Here is a 16,854-nt window from a genome sequence, read left to right on the forward strand (position 1 = left end):
CCGTTCCTGCCCTGGTGCTCTCCCGGTGCGTGGCGGGTCCGGGCGTGGTGGCGCCCGGACCGTGGCGGGGACGGCCGGACGGACGGCCTCAGTGACCGGATCCGTAGTGGCCGCCCAGCTGGTCGCGGTAGGCGGGGTCGCCCAGGTGTTTGTCCTCGTCGAACTCGGGTGACGCCTTGATCTCGGTCTTGCTGAGGGACACATGGACCTTCTTGGCCTCATGGTCGATGGCCACGATCGTGCCGGCGGGCAGCATGACCTTCCTGCCGAAGATCCACACACCCGTGTCGACCACGATGTACTGGTCGACGACGGCGCCGGAGTGCTTGTCGACGGTTCCGATATGGCCGTCCGCGGCCTCGACCGCGTAGCCGGTCAGGTCGTCGTCGGGCGTGTGACCGCTGGTGGGCGTGTAGTTCCACAGGGACTCGTGCACGGGTACTCCTGGTGTCGGGGGTGGGTGCGCCGGCGGTGCCGGGGGTTGGTGCGCCGGCGCATCGGACGCTGCTGTAGCGGTCGCGGAGGTGTCAGTCGTTGGTGTGTCAGTCGTTGGTGTGTCAGTCGCTGGTGTACCGATAGCGCACCCACATGGGCAGGAAGAACCAGCAGAACAGGTACCAGGCGACCACCCCGGCGACGAGCCACGGAACGTACACGTCGTGCGTGGCCACCCGGAGAATCAGCAGCAGCGACGCGGTCATGGTCGCGAGGAGCAGAACGAGCCCTACGAAGGTCAGCCGCGAAGCCCACCTCACCGCCTGCGGTTTGACGCGCCGCCCGGAGACGATCCGGTGAAGGGCCACGGGACCTATCAGCGCACCCGTCGCAGCGGCCCCGAGGACCACCGTGACGATGTAGATGGCCTTGTCCAGCTGCGCCAACTGCCCGTATCGCGGAGTGAACACGACGGTGAGCAGGAAGCCGAACAGGATCTGCACACCCGTCTGAGCCACCCGGATCTCCTGGATGAGCTCGCTCCATTTGCGGTCGGCTCCCTCTTCCGGGGTCTCGTCACGCCCAGCGTTCCCGGTGGCTGCTTCGTCTCCCGAGACGGTCAACTTTCCTCCCGCTTGGAGTGGTTCGATTCGGTTGCCGGTGCGCTCCTGTCCGGTGTCAGTCGCTCATCGCGGGTATCACCGCGCTCTCGCCCACGAGTTGCCGACGGGCCGCCGCCAGAGCCAGCCGCACATCACGGGTGCCGGTCGAGACACAGAGCGTGTACGCGAGGTCCTGAGCCCGTGGGCCCGGCCTTCCCGTACCGTCCGCGGCTTCCTGGGCCGCGAGTGCCTCGTACTCGGCCACGAGCTCGCGCAGCGTCTCCGGGTGGGGCATCAGCATGTCCGTACTCCTAGGTCATGTGAGAGCAGGCAGGAACAAGCGAAAGCAGCTGACCGGTCAGGTGGTTCGGGTCGGTCCCGCGGGGTCCTGACGACGCGCCTCGTCGGCGAGCACCTCGGCACGTACGCGGGCACAGCTGTTGGTGATGAGCCGGGAGACGTGCATCTGGGAGATGCCCAGCCGGTCGGCGATCCGGTTCTGGGTCATGTCCTCGAAGAACCGCATGTACAGGATGGCGCGCTCGCGCTCGGGCAGGCGGCTCAGGCCCCGCTTCGCGGCCTCGCGGTCCACCACCGTGTCGAAGGAGGAGTCGGCCGCGCCGAGTGTGTCGGCAAGGCTGTAGCCGTCCTCCCTGGAGGACAGTTCGGCGTCCAGGGAGAGGGTGCTGAAGCTCTCCATCGCCTCCATCCCGTCACCGACCTCGTCCTCCGAGAGACCGGTGTGGGCGGCGATCTCGGCGACCGTGGGCTCGGAAGCACCGGCGAACTGGCTGAGCTCGCGACGTGCGATCCGCACCGTGTTCCTGAGTTCCTGCACGCGCCGCGGAACCCGCAACGCCCACATGCGATCGCGGAAGTGGCGCTTGATCTCGCCGGTGATGGTCGGTACCGCGTAGCTCTCGAAGGCCCCGCGCGCCGGGTCGAAGCGGTCGACGGCCTTCACCAGGCCCAGTGCCGCGACCTGTCGAAGGTCCTCGATCGACTCGCCCCGGTCACGGAAGCGGCCCGCGATGCGATAGGCCATCGGCAGCCACGCCTCGACCAGTTCATCGCGGATGAGGTCGCGCTCGGGCCCCTCGTCCAGCTCCACCAGCCGGGTGAAAGCCGATGCGCAGTCCGGTGCGTCGTCGTACGGTCGTTTGGCGGCGGACCCGCTCGGGGCGGGGCCGGGGGAAATGCGCGCGGATACGTCAGTGAGCATGCGAAATCGCCCTCCACGGTGCTGTTGGGGTCTGACCGCGAGACGCGGTGCCATCGGGCCGCCGAAGGGCGGCCATGCGGCATACCACTCCCGCCGGCGCGCCTCCGGTCCGAAGCACGAAATCCAGTTGCCCGGCATTCCTCCGGCCAAACAGACGTGTTCACTTCTTCCGCGAGCCACGTCCGGAAGACGCCCTTGTCCGAAAAGAACACGTGAGAGGGCAGGCTCACTTCTCACGGGTTCGGAGGCAAGGCATATGCGCTGCGAGCCGGGGCATACGGGCCTGTCACGCATACGCCCGGCGGAAAGACGGAAACGAGGCCGATATTCTCCGGAAAGCCTCAGGACGACGAGAGGGGCACCACAGCCGTGATGCGCTTTCCTCCGGTGCGCAGATCCGAGACGACGACATCGCGCGCGAGACGGCAGACGATCGGCCAGCCATGGCCTCCCACCCGCAGGTCAGCCGGCTCGTCGACATCGCGTACGACCAGCGGCAGTTGCTCGCTTCGATCACTCACCGACAGGAGTACTTCGCAGCCGGCCAGCGTGACCTGAAAGTCCGTGAGGCCGCCCCCGTGCCTGATCGCGTTGGTCGTCAGTTCGGAGGCCACGAGCAAGGCGTCACTGGCGGCATCCTCGTCATCAGCGGTATCGCTGTCGCGGAATCGCCCCTCAATTGCGCGCCTGACCGCCTGGCGCACCTCGGCCGGACTGCGCGGCCCTGAGCGCGGCTGCTCCGGGACAGCCACCGTGTCGGTGGAGAGCGTCCGGTTCATCCGGTGTTCCGCGCACATGCTTTGCTCCCAAGTCTCGTCGTGTGACCTTTTCTCGTGACCTTTTTTCATTGCCTTTTGCCGGGGCCATCTCGCAGGAGACGGAATTCCGGGCGTCCTTCAACTGATCCGTCTTGTCCTCGGCAGAGGGTCCACCTCTACGGCTGACCGCGGAATGGCGCTCCAAACCCGTCGGCCGCGAAGGCCTGGGGTGGCATCCGGGTGCTGGTTCAGCAGATTCGCCTTGAGCGGTGCCATTGGTACAGTCGGAAGTGATCACCGGAGGCGGCAGGAGGGCGACGGACCATGGCCGTGGACGAGCTGGACACCCGTATTCTGCGACTGTTGCTGGAGCAGCCACGCACCAGCGTGCGCGAGTACGCCCGTACGCTCGGCATCGCCCGCGGCACCCTCCAGGCCCGCCTCGACCGGCTGGAGCGGGAGGGAGTGATCACCGGTACGAGCCCGACCCTGTCCCCCGCGGCACTGGGCCATCCCGTGCTCGCCTTCGTGCACATCGAGGTCACGCAGGGCCATCTCGACGACGTCGGCGACGCGTTGGCCGCCGTACCGGAGATCATCGAGGCGTTCTCGATCACCGGCGGCGGCGATCTGCTGACCCGGGTCGTGGCGCGCGACAACGCGCACCTGGAGGATGTCATCCAGGCGCTGATCAGCGTGCCGGGCGTCGTGCGCACCCGTACGGAGGTGGTACTGCGCGAGCGCGTCCCGCAGCGGTTGCTGCCGCTGGTGGAGTCGATCGGGCGCGCCGCGAGGAACTGACCGGCCGCCCCCGCGCTCACCGCACCAGCGGCCCGGACGGCCCGGCACCGAGCTGATCATTGGCATCCTGGATTCCATGAGCACCCTCGGCAGCACCTCAGTGATCTTCGATCTCGACGGAACGCTCGTGGACAGCGAGCCGAACTACTTCGAGGCGGGCCGGCGGACGCTCGCCGAGCTCGGCGTCACCGACTTCACCTGGTCCGACCACGAGAGTTACGTCGGCATCAGCACCCAGGAGACACTCGCGCTCCTGAAGGATCGCTACGGCCTGGCGGTGCCGCTCGACACCCTGTTCGCCGAGACGAACCGCCGCTACCTGGAGCTGGCCCGCGCCTCCACGCGTGTGTACCCGGAGATGCGGAAGTTCGTGGAACTGCTGGCCGGGGACGGCGTCCCGATGGCCGTGGCCTCGGGCTCCTCGCCGGAGGCCATCGAGGCGATCCTGACCGGCACGGGCCTGGTCGCCCACCTGCCGATCGTCGTCTCCTCCGACGAGGTCGCGCACGGCAAGCCCGCACCCGATGTCTTCCTGGAGGCGGCGCGCCGCCTGGGGGCGTCCGCGCCCGACTGCATGGTCCTGGAGGACGCCGCCCCGGGCGCCGCGGCCGCGCACGCGGCCGGGATGCGCTGCATCGCCATCCCTTACGTCGCCGCCCAGGCCGACGACCCGCGGTTCGCCACGGCGGATCTGCTGCTGCGCGGCGGCCAGGCCGAGTTCACGGCACGGGCGGCGTACGACTGGCTCGTGAACCCGGCTCCGGCCTCCTGAGCTTCCCGCGCAGACCTTCACCGGTTCACGCGGCCGCCTCGGTGCGGGCCGGCCCGCCGGCGTCCCTCCCGTCCATGTCGCGGTGGATCGGTGTCCCCGATCCGGTCAGCGGAACGCCGGTCCCTCCCCGGCGGGCCGCGACGATCTCCGCCGCGATGGACAGGGCGGTCTCCTCGGGCGTACGGGCGCCGAGGTCGAGTCCGATCGGGGACCGCAGGCGGGCCAACTCGGCGTCGGTGAGCCCGACTTCGCGCAGCCGACGATCACGGTCCTGATGGGTGCGGCGCGAGCCCATCGCACCGACGAACGCGACCGGCAGCCGCAGGGCCGTCTCCAGCAGCGGAATGTCGAACTTGGCGTCATGCGTGAGCACACACAGCACCGTGCGCCCGTCGGTCCCCGTGCTCCGGAGGTAGCGGTGCGGCCAGTCGACCACGATCTCGTCGGCCTCGGGGAAGCGGAGGCGTGTGGCGAAGACCGGACGGGCGTCGCACACGGTCACGTGATAGCCGAGGAACCTGCCCGCCCGCACCAGCGCCGCCGCGAAGTCCACGGCACCGAACACGATCATGCGGGGCGGCGGCACCCTCGTCTCGACGAACAGGGTCACGCCGCCCGGGCAGCGGGATCCGTCCTCGGAGATCTCGACCGTGCCCGTCCGACCGGCGTCCAGCATCGCGCGGGCCTCCGCCAGCGCGGTCCGGTCCGGAGCCGGGAGGCCGTCGTGGCCGTCGTGGCCGTCATCTGTGCGAGGGCCATGGAGACCGCCGTCGTACGAACCCTCCGGGCCGCCCGCGTGCAACTCGTGCGAGTCCCTCCCGTCCGAGCCCCCGAGTCCTCCGTCATGCGACCCGTCGGCGTGGACCAACAACGCCCCGCCGAGCAGCTCGGCCGGGCCGCGGACCACCCGGGCCACGGCGACCGCCTCCCGGCGGGCGGCGGCCGACAGGGCCGCCGCGATCACCTTCCCGCCGGGCGCGTCCGCTCGTACCGGCGTGACCAGGACATCGATGACCCCGCCGCAGGTGAGGCCCACCGCGAAGGCGTCCTCGTCGCTGTAGCCGAACCGTTCGAGCACCGGGTGGCCGTCCTGGAGGGCCTGGACGCACAGCTCGTACACCGCCCCTTCGACGCAGCCGCCGGAGACCGAGCCGATGACCGTGCCGTGGCCGTCGACGGCGAGGGCGGCGCCGGGACCGCGTGGCGCGCTGCCACCGACCGACACCACGGTGGCGACGGCGAAGTCCCGGCCCTCCTCGGTCCACAGGTTCAACTCGTCGGCGAGGTCAAGCATGTCCGCCCGCAGTCGCCATCAGCACGCGGTCGGGCCGGATCGGCAGATGGCGGTGGCGTACGCCGGTCGCGTGCCAGACCGCGTTGGCGATCGCCGCGGCGCCGCCCACCACCCCGATCTCGCCGATGCCCTTGATTCCGACGGGGTCGTCGGGGTCCGGGTCGTCCACCCAGTCCGCCTCGATGGGCGGAATGTCGGCGTGTGCGGCGAAGTGGTAGCCCGCGAGGTCGGCGCCGACATGGCCGCCGGATGCCTGGTCCCTGACCGCCTCCTCGTGCAGCGCCATGGACAGCCCCCAGACCATCCCGCCGATGAACTGGCCGCGTGCGGTCAGCGGGTTGACGATCCGGCCCGCGGCGAAGATGCCGAGCATCCGCCGTACGCGTACTTCACCGCTGGTGACATCCACCGCGACCTCGGCGAACTGCGCACCGAACGCGTTCCGTTCCTTCTTGGACAGTGCGCGGACGGCTTCGAAGGTGTTGGAGCGTGCGGTGATCCCCTGGGGTGGAATGCCACCGCCCAGGGCCAGTTGCTCACGCAGCTCGCCCGCGGCGGCGTTGATCGCCCAGGCCCACGAGCGGGTGCCCATCGAGCCGCCGGCGATCATCGCCTGACCGAAATCACTGTCGGCGATCCGTACCCGCACCCGCCCCGGTTCCACCTCCAGCGCGTCCGCGGAGATCTGCGTCAGCGCGGTGCGCGCCCCCGTCCCGATGTCCGACGCGGTGATCCGCACGGTGAAGGTACCGTCCACCTCCGCCGTCACGGCCGCCGTCGACGGTGCGGAGAGCGTCGGGAACGCGGACGCCGCCATACCGGTACCGAGCAGCCAGCGCCCTTCGCGACGGATGCCGGGGCGCGGGTCGCGGTCCGCCCAGCCGAACCTGCGGGCGCCCTCCTGATAGCAGGCGAGGACGTTCCGGCTGGCGAACGGCAGCCCGGAGACGGGCCCGACGTCGGGCTCGTTGCGTACGCGCAGTGCGATCGGGTCGATGCCGCACTTCTCGGCGAGTTCGTCGAGCGCGGACTCCACCGCGAACGAGCCCGGTGCCTCGCCCGGCGCGCGCATCCAGCTCGGAGTCGGCACGTCGAGCCGTACGACACGGTTCACGGTGTGATGCGCGTCGGCGTCGTACATCGCGTGCCCGAAGTTGGCGCTGTTCTCGACGAATTCATGGACGGTCGAGGTCAGGCTGTGCGCCTGGTGGTCGAACGCGCGCAGTCGCCCGTCGGCGTCGGCGCCGAGCCTGACGCGCTGCGCGGTGGGGCTGCGATAGCCGACCAGCGAGAACATCTGACGACGGGTCAGTACGACTCTGACCGGGCGGTGCAGGACGGTCGCCGCCATCACGGCGAGGATCGAGTGCGGACGGGTCGCCTTGGCTCCGAAGCCGCCGCCCACGTGTTCGGACCGCACCCGCACCGAGTCGCGGTCGAGCGAGAACAGTTTCGCGAGCTCGTCCGCCACGAACGCGCTGCCCTGGTTGGAGTCGACGACTTCGAGTCGGCCGTTGTCCCAGCGCGCCATCGCCGCGTGCGGCTCCAAGGGGCTGTGGTGCTCCTCCGGCGTGGTGTATTCGGCGTCCACGACGACTTCGGACGCGGCGAGTTCGGACTCCAGGTCCCCTTTCGCCGTCTCCGAGTCCTCCGGTGTGTATGTCCCCGGTCGCCCGGCGGAGAACGCGACGTCGTGCGGCTCCTCGTCGTACCGGACCAGCAGCGCCTCGGCGGCCTCCCTCGCCTGCTCGGAGGTTTCGGCGACGACCAGAGCCACCGGCCAGCCGACGAAGGGGACGCGGTCGTGCTGGAAGAGCTGCAGCACGGGGTCGGGCTGCCCGAACGCGTTCGTGTAGTTCGCGTGGAGGCGCGGGGCGTTCCCGTGGTGCAGGACGGCGAGGACTCCGGGCATCCCGAGGACGGGCGCGTCCTCCACCGAACGGATACGTCCGCGGGCCGCGGTCGACAACACCAGCCAGCCGTGGGCGAGTTCGGCGTAGGGGATCTCTCCGGCGTAGCGGGCCGCGCCGGTGACCTTGGCCCGGCCCTCCAGGCGCGTGTGGGCGGTGCCGACGGCGCGGGTCGCGGCGGCGGTTCCGGTTGTCGTGGTCGGTGTCGGCGCCGTCATCGGGTGGCCTCCTCGGCGAGTTCGGTGAGCACGGCCACGACGAGGTTGCGGATCAGCGTCACCTTGTATCCGTTGTGGGGCAGCGCTTCGGCGGCCGCCAGTTCGGCGTCGGCCGCGGCGGCGAACGCCTCGGCACTCACCGGTCCCCCGGTCAGCACCCGTTCGGCCTCCGAGGCCCGCCACGGCCTGGACGCCACCGCTCCGAAGGCCAGCCGCACTTCACGTACGACATCGTCCTGGACGTCGAGGGCGGCGGCGACCGAGCCGACGGCGAAGGCGTACGAGGCGCGCTCGCGCACCTTGCGGTAGCGGGAGTTGGCGGCGACCCGCGTCGACGGCAGGGTGACGCCGGTGATCAGTGCGCCGGGCGGCAGCGCCGTCTCCAGATGAGGGGTGTCACCCACCGGGAGGTAGAGCTCCGCGAGCGGCAACTCGCCCGGCCCGTCGGCCGTTTCGTACGACACGACGGCGTCGAAGGCAGCGAGCGCGACCGCCATGTCCGAGGGGTGGGTGGCCACGCAGTGTTCGGAGGCGCCGAGGATGGCGTGGTTGTGGTGCTCGCCCTTGACGGCGGGGCAACCGCTGCCGGGAGCACGCCTGTTGCACGGTTTTGCCAGGTCGGTGAAGTAGCCGCAGCGGGTGCGCTGGAGCAGGTTCCCGCCGACCGTGGCCATGTTGCGCAGCTGACCGGAGGCGCCGGCCAGGACGGCCTGCGTCAACGCCGGGTAGTGGCGGCGCACTTCGGGGTGGGCGGCAAGGTCGCTGTTGGTGACCGTCGCGCCGATGCGCAGTCCGTCGTCCGGTGTGAACTCGATCCGGTCGAGGGGCAGTTCGCGTACGTCGACGAGCCGGGCGGGCCTTTCCACACCGGCCTTCATCAGGTCGACGAGGTTGGTGCCGCCGCCGAGGAAGCGCGCCTCTGGGTCGGCGTCGAGCAGGGCGACCGCGCCGGGGACGTCGAACGCACGCTGGTACTCGAACTCCCTCATACCGCCGCTCCTTCGGTCCGGGTCTCGGCCTCGGCCGCCTGGGCCTGCGCGGCCCGCTCGACCGCCCGCACGATTGACACATACGCGCCGCAGCGGCACAGGTTTCCGCTCATCCGCTCGCGTATCTCCTCGTCGGTGAGCGGCGGGACCACCGCTTCGGGCCGGACGTCGGCGGTGACGGCGCTCGGCCAGCCCGCCGCGTGCTCCTCGATCACCGCGATGGCGGAACAGATCTGCCCCGGTGTGCAGTACCCGCACTGGTAGCCGTCGAGGTCGAGGAAGGCCTGCTGGACGGGGTGCAGCCGGTCACCGTCCGCCACACCTTCGATGGTGGTGATCGCCCGCCCCTCGGCGGCGACCGCGAGCTGGAGGCAGGAGAGGGCCCGGCGCCCGTCGAGCAGCACCGTGCAGGCGCCGCACTGGCCCTGATCGCAGCCCTTCTTGGTGCCGGTCAGATCCAGGCGCTCACGCAGCGCGTCGAGCAGGGTGGTGCGGTGGTCGACGGGCAGCGTGTGTTTCTCCCCGTTGATGTTCAGGGTGATGGCGCTCGACGTCGAGGGGGCCATGATCGGCCTTCTTTCGCATAGCACTACAGGTGAAGGAGTCGGTGGCGATGGACATCAGTCGGCCACACTGGCCTGATCTGCCGCTACAGTGGGCTCTAAGCGGACAGCTGTCCGGTAGCCCCGAACCTAACGGACAGTTGTCCGCTTAGCAAGACCCGGCCGGAAGGAGGACGCGTGCGACCCGACGAGGACACGAGCGACGTGCACACCAGCGACGGGGACACGAGCGACATGGGCGCTCCCCTGCGCTCGGACGCGCAACGCAATCGCGAGCGCATCCTCGCGGTGGCGCTCACGGAGCTGACGCGCGCGGCCGACGCCCCGCTGAGCGTGATCGCGAAGAAGGCCGGCGTCGGACAGGGAACGTTCTACCGGAACTTCCCGAACCGCGAGGCACTCGTCCTTGAGGTGTACCGCTACGAGGTGCAGCAGGTCGCCGACACCGCGGCCCAGCTGCTGGAGACCCGAGCTCCCGACCAGGCCCTGCGGGAGTGGATGGACCGCCTCGCCCGGTACGCCATGGCCAAGGCCGGCCTGGCCGACGCGCTGCGCAAGACCGCAGGGCCGCCGCACGGCACCCTGGCCAAGGTGGGATACGGCCCGGTGACCTCGGCCATCACCCTGTTGCTGAAGGCGAACAAGGAGGCGGGCACCATCCGCCCGGGAGTGACCCCCGACGACTTCATGCTCGCCATCGCCGGACTCTGGCAGATCGACCCGCACGGAGAGTGGCAGCCGCGCGCCCGACGGCTGCTGGACCTGGTCATGGACGGCTTGCGCGCGGGTGCACCCGGGTCTCGCCACGGCGGCGCATGAGCCTCGTTGATCGGGCGGCCCGGCCGGCCGAACATGGATGGACGGCTGGCTGGCTGGTCAGCGACGGACCAGCCTGGCGTGCGTGACGGCCGCCGAGCTGACCAGTTCCGTGACCCGGTAGCCGTCGACCCCGTCCCCCAGGTTGTCGAACAGGCGCTCGCCCCTCCCGAGGAGAGTCGGGAAGATGGCCAGGTGCAGCTCGTCGATCAGACCGGCGCGCAGGTACTGCTGAACGGTGGCCGCCCCTCCGCCGATCCGCACGTCCTGGCCCGCCGCCGCCTCGAACGCCCGCTCCAACACCTTCTCGACGGGCTCGTCGGTGAAATGGAACGTGGTCCCGCCCTCCATCACCAGCGCGGGCCGAAGGTGATGAGTGTGCACGAACACGTCGTTGTGGTAGGGCGGGTTGTCGCCCCACCAGCCGCGCCAGGTCTCGTCCGGCCACGGTCCTCGCTGGGGCCCGAACATGTTGCGCCCCATGATGGTGGCCCCGATGTTCTCCTCACTGCGGGCGACGTGGTCGACGTCGATCCCTGTCCTGCCCTCGGCCTGGTCACGCAACGCGGCGAACATCCATTTGTGCATGTCCTCCCCGAAGCCCTCACCGAGCGGATACTCCAGTCGCTGGTTGGTGCCTGCGGCAAAGCCGTCCAGCGAGATCGTGATGTTGTGTACGCGCAGCTTCGGCATCGTCGTACTCCTCGGTTCGCCGTCTCCGTCTCTCACCCCTACGTCGAACAAGAGACACCCGGATCGACGGTCCTCGACGACGACTTGCGGATCAGGAGCAGAAGTTGCGGCGATACGGCCGGGGGGTCACGCGCCGCGCTCCGAGGTCCTACGCGCCGCTCGCGTCCAGCATCTCCTCGCGTTCGACGAGCTTCACGCGCTCGCGGCCCTGCGGTTCGCCGAGCGCCTTCTCCGCGGCGTCGAGGCGGTACCAGCCCTCCCAGGTGGTGTAGCGGACGTTCCGCTCGGCCAGGAACGCGTCCACGGCCTCCGGGGCGGGTGCGGCGGGGGTGTGCAGGCGGCCGTTGCCGTGGTCGTCGAGCAGGCTGGCCACCGTCTCGTTGGCGTCGCCCTTGGTGTGGCCGATCAGACCGACGGGGCCGCGCCGGATCCAGCCGGTGACGTACGTCGACTGGAGGTGCTCGCCGGTCTCCTCGATGACCCGGCCGCCCTGGTCGGGAACCGTGCCGGAGTCGACGTCCCAGGGCAGCTTGGGCAGCTTGTCGGAGAGGTAGCCGACGGCACGGTAGACGGCACCGAGGTCCCAGTCCTTGAACTCGCCGGTGCCCTTGACGTTGCCGGTGCCGTCCAGCGCGGTGCGCTCGGTGCGCAGGCCGACGACCCTGCCGTCCTCGCCGAGGATCTCGGTGGGCGACTCGAAGAAGTGCAGGAAGAGCTTGTGCTGCCGGTCGCCGACGTCGCGGATGGCCCAGTTCTCCAGGGTCTTGGCGACCATGTCGGTCTGCTTCTCGCCGCGCCGGGCCGCGATCGAGCCCTCGTCGTAGTCGATGTCCTCGGGGTCGACGATGACCTCGATGTTCGGGGAGTGGTCCAGCTCCCGCAGCTCCATCGGGCTGAACTTCGCCTGCGCCGGGCCGCGTCGGCCGAAGACGTGGACCTCCAGCGCCTTGTTGGCCTTGAGGCCGTCGTGGACGTTGGGCGGGATCTCGGTCGGCAGCAGCTCGTCCGCCGTCTTGGCCAGGATGCGCGCCACGTCGAGGGCGACATTGCCGACGCCGAGGACGGCGACCTTCTCCGCGTCGAGCGGCCAGGTCCGCGGCACGTCCGGGTGTCCGTCGTACCAGGAGACGAAGTCCGCCGCGCCGTACGAGCCGTCGAGATCGATGCCGGGTATGGCGAGCGCCCGGTCGGCCGTCGCGCCCGTGGAGAAGATCACCGCGTCGTAGAAGGCGCGCAGGTCGTCGAGGTTGATGTCGCCCGGGTAGTCGACGTTGCCGAAGAGACGGACCTGGGGCTTGTCGAGCACCTGGTTCAGGGCCTTGACGATGCCCTTGATCCGGGGGTGGTCGGGGGCGACGCCGTAGCGGATCAGTCCGAAGGGAGCCGGCATCCGCTCGAAGAGGTCGATGGAGACACCGGGCTCGGTCGCCGCCACTGCGGACTTCAGCAGCGCGTCGGCAGCGTAGATCCCGGCGGGGCCGGCTCCGACAATGGCTACTCGCAGAGGGCGAGGCATGTTCAGGTTCCCTTCGAGCGACAACAGACGTACTCGCCGGGAAGCCTAAACTAAGGCAAGCCTAAGTCAGTAGTCGGGTTCGATCTATGACCTCATAAGTCCGGCTTATGAGTCGACGGGCCCTGAAAATCGCCCGGCCGACCCCTCAGAACCCGGGTGACCTGGCCGCCGCCGACGTGGTCGGGGCGATCGCGGCCCGATCCCTCCGGCAATCCGGAATGACCTACGGGGCCGTGGCAGTTGCACTCAACAGACGAGTGCGGCGGACGGGTGGTGCGCCTGTCCGCCTCCGGTGCCATACGAGGGAGCGGGCATGACAGTCCAAGAGGTCGACCTGGGCAGCTTCGTACAGGAGTGGGAGCAGTGGCACAGCGCGAAGGAGGGGGTGCTCGCCGGTCCGCACGGGTTTCTGGCGATCACGAGCCTGCGCTGGCTGAGCGCGGAGCCGACTCGATTCGAGGACGCCCCGGGAGCCTGGTCGAGCACCGCCGACGGGGTGGTGGTCGAGCTGGACGAGGGTGAGGAACTGACCGTCGACGGCACGACGGTGCACGGCCGGTACGACTTCGGGGTCATCGCCGAACGGGCCAGTGTCCAGGCCGGGTGGGGTCACGCGGTGATCGAGGTCGCCAAGCGCGGAGGCCACGACATCGTGCGACCCCGCCACCCCGACAGCGCGCTGCGCAACGCCTTCACCCAGACCCCGGCCTACGCCCCCGACCCTCGCTGGGTCCGCACCGGGCGGTTCCTGCCCTTCGCCGAACCGCGCCCGGTGACCGTCGGCGCCGCCGTCGAGGGCCTGGAACACGTCTACGACTCCCCCGGCCAGGTCGAGTTCGAACTGGACGGCACGCCGCACCGGCTCACCGCCTTCAACGGCAGGGCCCCGGGCAGCCTGATGGTGCTGTTCACGGACAAGACCTCCGGCGTGACCACGTACGCCGCGAACCGCTCCCTCCAGGTCGGTCCCCCGGACGGCGAGGGCAGGGTGACCGTCGACTTCAACCGCGCCGGCAACCTCCCCTGCGCCTACACCGACCTGGCGACCTGCCCGCTCCCGCCGACGGAGAACCGGCTGCCGGTCGCCGTCGAAGCGGGCGAGAAGATCCCGCTGGAGCGCGGCGGACAGCTCTGACCCTGCTTCAGACCCGGTCTTGGGCGGCGGGCGGCGGCAGGGTGCCGCCGCCCGCCGACGACCGCGCCGCGAGTTGCTCGTTGAAGAGCGTGACGGGGCGATCCAGGCGTTCGCCGTCCACCGTGATGTCGGCCACTTCGTTGTAGAAGGCGACGCGTCCCTCGATGACGCCCACCGCGGGCAGCATTCCGGGTAGCTCCAGACGATGTTCGGCGGCAGGTCGGCCTCACCGTGCCACCGCCAGTACTCGGCGGTGCCCTTGTACGGGCAGACGCGGCTGTGCTCGCTGGGGTCCAGGAGATCGAAACGGATGTCCTCACGCGCGAGTAGGCCGGAACCAGTCGAAGGCGATGTGCCCGGCCAGGTCGTCGGCGGGGAACGTCCAGGCGGCGTTCTCCACCAGCTCGCCGTCGACTTCGAGGTCGTAGAGGATCTACGACCCGGCGCGCGTGCCCGTCGGAGGATTCTTGGCCGGGCGGAGCAGGTCCTCGCGGACGTCCTCGCGTGGGAAGACGTAGAGCGGGACGACCTGTCCGGGCTCCCACACGAGGACGGGGTGCTTGCTGTCGACGACGGTGACATCGCCCTTGCGTCCGCGCACCCAGCGTTCGCCGGGCTCCCACAGGAGGCCTTCCGGGGTGGCCTGGACGGCCACTGCGGTGAGCAGCGTGGTCATGGTCGGTTCCCCTTCGGCCGGGTCGGTCAGGCGGAGGCGACGTCGGCGACGTACGGCCGGCTCTCGCGTCGGGCGGCAAGCTGTTCGGGGCGGCCGAACACCCTCAGGTACTCCTCCACCTTCCCGTTCGCCCGCTCCCACACCGAGACCGGTTCGAAGTCGGAGCCGTCGGGGTCGGCGAAGGCGGGCAGCGGTTCGACGACCGTGTCGAGGCCGGGGTGGACGAACACGGCCGAGGAGCGGCGGGTCACCGCGCCGCCGGCCACCACACGGTGCCGTCCCGGACGCAGCCGCCCGTCCGTCCAGTTCGCCAGAAGGGTGCCGGTGAACACCTGGAGAGCGTCCGGCCTGATGGGGACGGGGATCCAGCTGCCGTCGGGGCGCTGGCCATGCAGGCCCGCGTACGCACCCTGCTGGTGAAGCACGGTCAGCGCGGAGCTGTCGGCGTGTTCCAGGAGGAGCAGCTTGTCGTCGGCCGCCGGCGCTTCGGCCTGCTCTCCGGCTGTACCGTGCTGCCACGTCGGGTAGTCGTTGACGACGGTCGTCGTGTAGAAATCGTCGCCGAGCGGGAAGGTGTCCACCGGTACGCCGAGCACGCGCGCGTACAGGCCGAGGACGCGGCGGGCGACGTCGACGAACGCGTCGTGGTAGCGGTGGGTCGCGGCGCGCAGGGCGGGTTCCTGCGGCGGCCACACGTTGGCGTCCTTGAAGAGCGTGGCGTGCTCCGGTGTGAGCCCGGCGGCCTCGGCGGCGCCGGCGTCGTCGTACTGGCCGATGTTGTACCGCTCCAGCTCCAGCCGCCCGAAGTCGTCGGGCCACTGGCGCCAGCCGCGGTAGGGGTGTCCGGTGGGGCTGGCCAGCTGCCCCCGGCCACTGATCTCACCCGCCCGGCGCCCGCACCTGCCGCGACGCTCCGTCCTCCGCACGGCCACGCGTCCATTCACGAGCGGCTGGAGCAGGCCCGTGCCCGCCTCGACCGGCTCACTCCCGAGGACGCCGCCCGGGAACTGGCCGACGGCGCGCTGCTGGTCGACGTCCGCGCGGACCTGGTGCGGCGGGCGCAGGGCGAGATCCCCGGTTCTCTCGTCATCGACCGCAATGTTCTGGAGTGGCGGCTCGATCCGTGCAGCGCCTGGCGTATCGAGGAGGCGACCGACCACGGCCTGCGCGTCGTCCTCATCTGCTCCGAGGGCTATATGTCCAGCATGGCCGCCGCCGGCCTGCACGATCTCGGGCTGCTGCGGGCGACCGACATCGTCGGCGGCTACGAGGCCTGGCGCGCCGCGGGCCTTCCGGTGGCGCCCGGCGCCACCATGCCCGGTTCGTACGTCGCCTCCGCCCCCTCCCGGATCAGCCTCGACCCCGGCGGTCAGCGGATGCTGGTGGACGGCTCCCCGGTCTCCCTGACACCTCTGGAGTTCCGTCTCCTCGCGGCGCTGCTGCGCAGCAACGGGCGGGTCGTCTCCCGGGAGGACCTGCGCGCGGGCCTGGGCGAATGGGCCGGCAGCCGCAGCCGTTCCGTGGACCTGCACATCCACCGCATCCGCCGCAAGCTCGGCCCGCGCGGCGCGGCCCTGCTCACCACGCAGTGGGGTGTGGGCTTCCGGCTGCGCGCGACGCCGACTCCGCCGCGGACCTCCGGTCCGACGTAGCCGCGGGTGTCCGACGACTCAGTTGGCCCCTCAGTTGCCCCTCAATTGCCCCTCAGTTGCCCCTCAGTTGCCTTCACGGAAGCAGATCAACTGGCGCTCCAAGCTGCTCTGCAAGTGCTCTCGCATGGACTGCGCGGCGCGGTCGGCGTTGCGTCTGAGTACCGCGCGCAGGATCCGGTCGTGTTCGGCGACCGTCGCCGGGCCCGCACCCGCGATGGCGCTGAGACGGAAGATGTGGAGATGCGCGTGGAGCCGCTCGACGGCGTCCGCGAGCAGACCGCGCCCCGACGCCGTGGCGAGCGCGTCGTGGAACTGCTGGTCGAGGGCGGCGAACCGGCCGTACACGGCATAGCTCCCGCCTTCCTCGGGCTCGCTCCGCATCTCCTCCATGAGCGCTTCTATCCGGTCCAGTTGGGCTTCGTCGGCCCGCTCGGCCGCCAGCCCCGCGGCGTGCGGTTCCAGCAGCAGCCGCATTTCGAAGAGCTCCACGATGCCCTCGACGGTGAGGAGGTCGGTGGCGCGATAGCCGGCGAGGGACCGCTTGGTGACCAGGCCGTCCGCCTCCAACCGTGCGAGGGCCTCGCGTACCGGCGTGGGTGACACCTCCAGGGTGCGGGCGAGCGCCTCGATGCCCACCCGGGCTCCCGGCTTGATCTGGTGGTCCATCACCATGGCCTTGATGGCCTCGTACACACTGTCCGCGAGAACCTGGCGCTGCGGCAGGACCCGGGGCGGCGGGACCTCGTCGGTCGTGGCGCCGTCCGGCACCTGGGTGTGAGGCTCTTCCGACAGCATGTCCTGC

The 16,854-nt window shown here is 70.4% G+C and carries 18 protein-coding genes and 1 pseudogene; 5 read left to right on the forward strand and 14 right to left on the reverse strand.

The window, feature by feature from the left end:
- Positions 1-88: 88 nt before the first annotated feature.
- From ACIPC1_RS37700 to ACIPC1_RS37720, 5 genes are all read right to left on the reverse strand, one after another.
- Positions 89-436, reverse strand: coding sequence for a PRC-barrel domain containing protein (locus ACIPC1_RS37700; protein ID WP_402525660.1), 348 nt, complete (start codon positions 434-436; stop codon positions 89-91).
- A gap of 121 nt (positions 437-557) precedes the next feature.
- The gene (locus ACIPC1_RS37705; RefSeq protein WP_402525663.1) at positions 558-1,058 is read right to left on the reverse strand and encodes a DUF6328 family protein; all 501 of its coding nucleotides are present in this window, start codon (positions 1,056-1,058) and stop codon (positions 558-560) included.
- 55 nt (positions 1,059-1,113) lie between these two features.
- Positions 1,114-1,338, reverse strand: coding sequence for a DUF5133 domain-containing protein (locus ACIPC1_RS37710; RefSeq protein ID WP_402525665.1), 225 nt, complete (start codon positions 1,336-1,338; stop codon positions 1,114-1,116).
- Between the two features lie 57 nt (positions 1,339-1,395).
- Positions 1,396-2,259: a SigB/SigF/SigG family RNA polymerase sigma factor gene (locus ACIPC1_RS37715; protein ID WP_402525667.1), complete on the reverse strand. Its 864-nt coding sequence runs from the start codon at positions 2,257-2,259 to the stop codon at positions 1,396-1,398.
- Between the two features lie 341 nt (positions 2,260-2,600).
- Positions 2,601-3,038 (reverse strand): ATP-binding protein, encoded by a 438-nt coding sequence (locus ACIPC1_RS37720; RefSeq protein WP_402525669.1) that lies wholly within the window; start codon positions 3,036-3,038, stop codon positions 2,601-2,603.
- A gap of 303 nt (positions 3,039-3,341) precedes the next feature.
- Here ACIPC1_RS37720 and ACIPC1_RS37725 point away from each other — a divergent pair, with 303 nt between their 5' ends.
- Both ACIPC1_RS37725 and ACIPC1_RS37730 read left to right on the forward strand, forming a co-directional pair.
- Positions 3,342-3,818 (forward strand): Lrp/AsnC family transcriptional regulator, encoded by a 477-nt coding sequence (locus tag ACIPC1_RS37725; RefSeq protein ID WP_402525671.1) that lies wholly within the window; start codon positions 3,342-3,344, stop codon positions 3,816-3,818.
- A gap of 76 nt (positions 3,819-3,894) precedes the next feature.
- Positions 3,895-4,590: an HAD family hydrolase gene (locus tag ACIPC1_RS37730; RefSeq protein ID WP_402525673.1), complete on the forward strand. Its 696-nt coding sequence runs from the start codon at positions 3,895-3,897 to the stop codon at positions 4,588-4,590.
- 25 nt (positions 4,591-4,615) lie between these two features.
- Here the strand turns inward: ACIPC1_RS37730 and ACIPC1_RS37735 are convergent, their stop codons facing one another.
- Genes ACIPC1_RS37735 through ACIPC1_RS37750 form a run of 4 tightly spaced genes read right to left on the reverse strand, consistent with a single transcriptional unit; the run spans position 4,616 to position 9,567 of the window.
- Complete coding sequence (locus ACIPC1_RS37735) at positions 4,616-5,884, reverse strand: XdhC family protein (RefSeq protein ID WP_402525675.1); 1,269 nt, start codon at positions 5,882-5,884, stop codon at positions 4,616-4,618.
- Positions 5,877-8,012, reverse strand: a complete 2,136-nt coding sequence (locus tag ACIPC1_RS37740) for a xanthine dehydrogenase family protein molybdopterin-binding subunit (protein ID WP_402525677.1) — start codon at positions 8,010-8,012, stop codon at positions 5,877-5,879. The genes ACIPC1_RS37735 and ACIPC1_RS37740 overlap by 8 nt, the downstream gene beginning before the upstream one ends.
- Positions 8,009-9,001, reverse strand: coding sequence for an FAD binding domain-containing protein (locus tag ACIPC1_RS37745; protein WP_402525680.1), 993 nt, complete (start codon positions 8,999-9,001; stop codon positions 8,009-8,011). Before ACIPC1_RS37745 ends, ACIPC1_RS37740 begins: the two co-directional genes overlap by 4 nt.
- Positions 8,998-9,567 carry a (2Fe-2S)-binding protein gene (locus ACIPC1_RS37750; protein ID WP_402525682.1) on the reverse strand — a complete coding sequence of 190 codons (570 nt, stop codon included), beginning with the start codon at positions 9,565-9,567 and terminating at the stop codon, positions 8,998-9,000. The genes ACIPC1_RS37745 and ACIPC1_RS37750 overlap by 4 nt, the downstream gene beginning before the upstream one ends.
- A 231-nt stretch (positions 9,568-9,798) precedes the next feature.
- Here ACIPC1_RS37750 and ACIPC1_RS37755 point away from each other — a divergent pair, with 231 nt between their 5' ends.
- Positions 9,799-10,383, forward strand: coding sequence for a TetR/AcrR family transcriptional regulator (locus ACIPC1_RS37755; protein ID WP_402525778.1), 585 nt, complete (start codon positions 9,799-9,801; stop codon positions 10,381-10,383).
- A gap of 57 nt (positions 10,384-10,440) precedes the next feature.
- On the opposite strand, the gene ACIPC1_RS37760 is transcribed toward ACIPC1_RS37755, so the two are convergent.
- Together ACIPC1_RS37760 and ACIPC1_RS37765 are read right to left on the reverse strand one after the other, a co-directional pair.
- Positions 10,441-11,073, reverse strand: coding sequence for a dihydrofolate reductase family protein (locus tag ACIPC1_RS37760; protein WP_402525684.1), 633 nt, complete (start codon positions 11,071-11,073; stop codon positions 10,441-10,443).
- 148 nt (positions 11,074-11,221) lie between these two features.
- On the reverse strand, positions 11,222-12,589 hold the full coding sequence (locus tag ACIPC1_RS37765; RefSeq protein WP_402525687.1) for an FAD-dependent oxidoreductase: 1,368 nt from the start codon (positions 12,587-12,589) through the stop codon (positions 11,222-11,224).
- 313 nt (positions 12,590-12,902) lie between these two features.
- On the opposite strand from ACIPC1_RS37765, the gene ACIPC1_RS37770 reads away from it, so the two are divergent.
- Positions 12,903-13,724, forward strand: a complete 822-nt coding sequence (locus ACIPC1_RS37770) for a DUF1684 domain-containing protein (RefSeq protein ID WP_402525690.1) — start codon at positions 12,903-12,905, stop codon at positions 13,722-13,724.
- Between the two features lie 7 nt (positions 13,725-13,731).
- On the opposite strand, the pseudogene ACIPC1_RS37775 reads toward ACIPC1_RS37770, so the two are convergent.
- Positions 13,732-14,400 (reverse strand): annotated as a pseudogene (locus ACIPC1_RS37775) (DUF427 domain-containing protein).
- Positions 14,401-14,426: 26 nt separating this feature from the next.
- Positions 14,427-15,326, reverse strand: a complete 900-nt coding sequence (locus ACIPC1_RS37780; protein WP_402525692.1) for a 2OG-Fe(II) oxygenase family protein — start codon at positions 15,324-15,326, stop codon at positions 14,427-14,429.
- Between ACIPC1_RS37780 and ACIPC1_RS37785 the strand changes: the two genes are divergently transcribed.
- Entirely contained in the window at positions 15,240-16,052 is an 813-nt protein-coding gene (locus ACIPC1_RS37785) for a winged helix-turn-helix domain-containing protein (RefSeq protein ID WP_402525695.1), read from the forward strand. The two genes, ACIPC1_RS37780 and ACIPC1_RS37785, sit on opposite strands and share 87 nt — an antisense overlap.
- Before the next feature lie 63 nt (positions 16,053-16,115).
- Here the strand turns inward: ACIPC1_RS37785 and ACIPC1_RS37790 are convergent, their stop codons facing one another.
- Complete coding sequence (locus ACIPC1_RS37790) at positions 16,116-16,847, reverse strand: GntR family transcriptional regulator (protein ID WP_402525697.1); 732 nt, start codon at positions 16,845-16,847, stop codon at positions 16,116-16,118.
- Positions 16,848-16,854: the final 7 nt, after the last annotated feature.

This window comes from Streptomyces sp. NPDC087263, from assembly GCF_044744645.1.
Classification (GTDB): Bacteria; Actinomycetota; Actinomycetes; order Streptomycetales; family Streptomycetaceae; genus Streptomyces.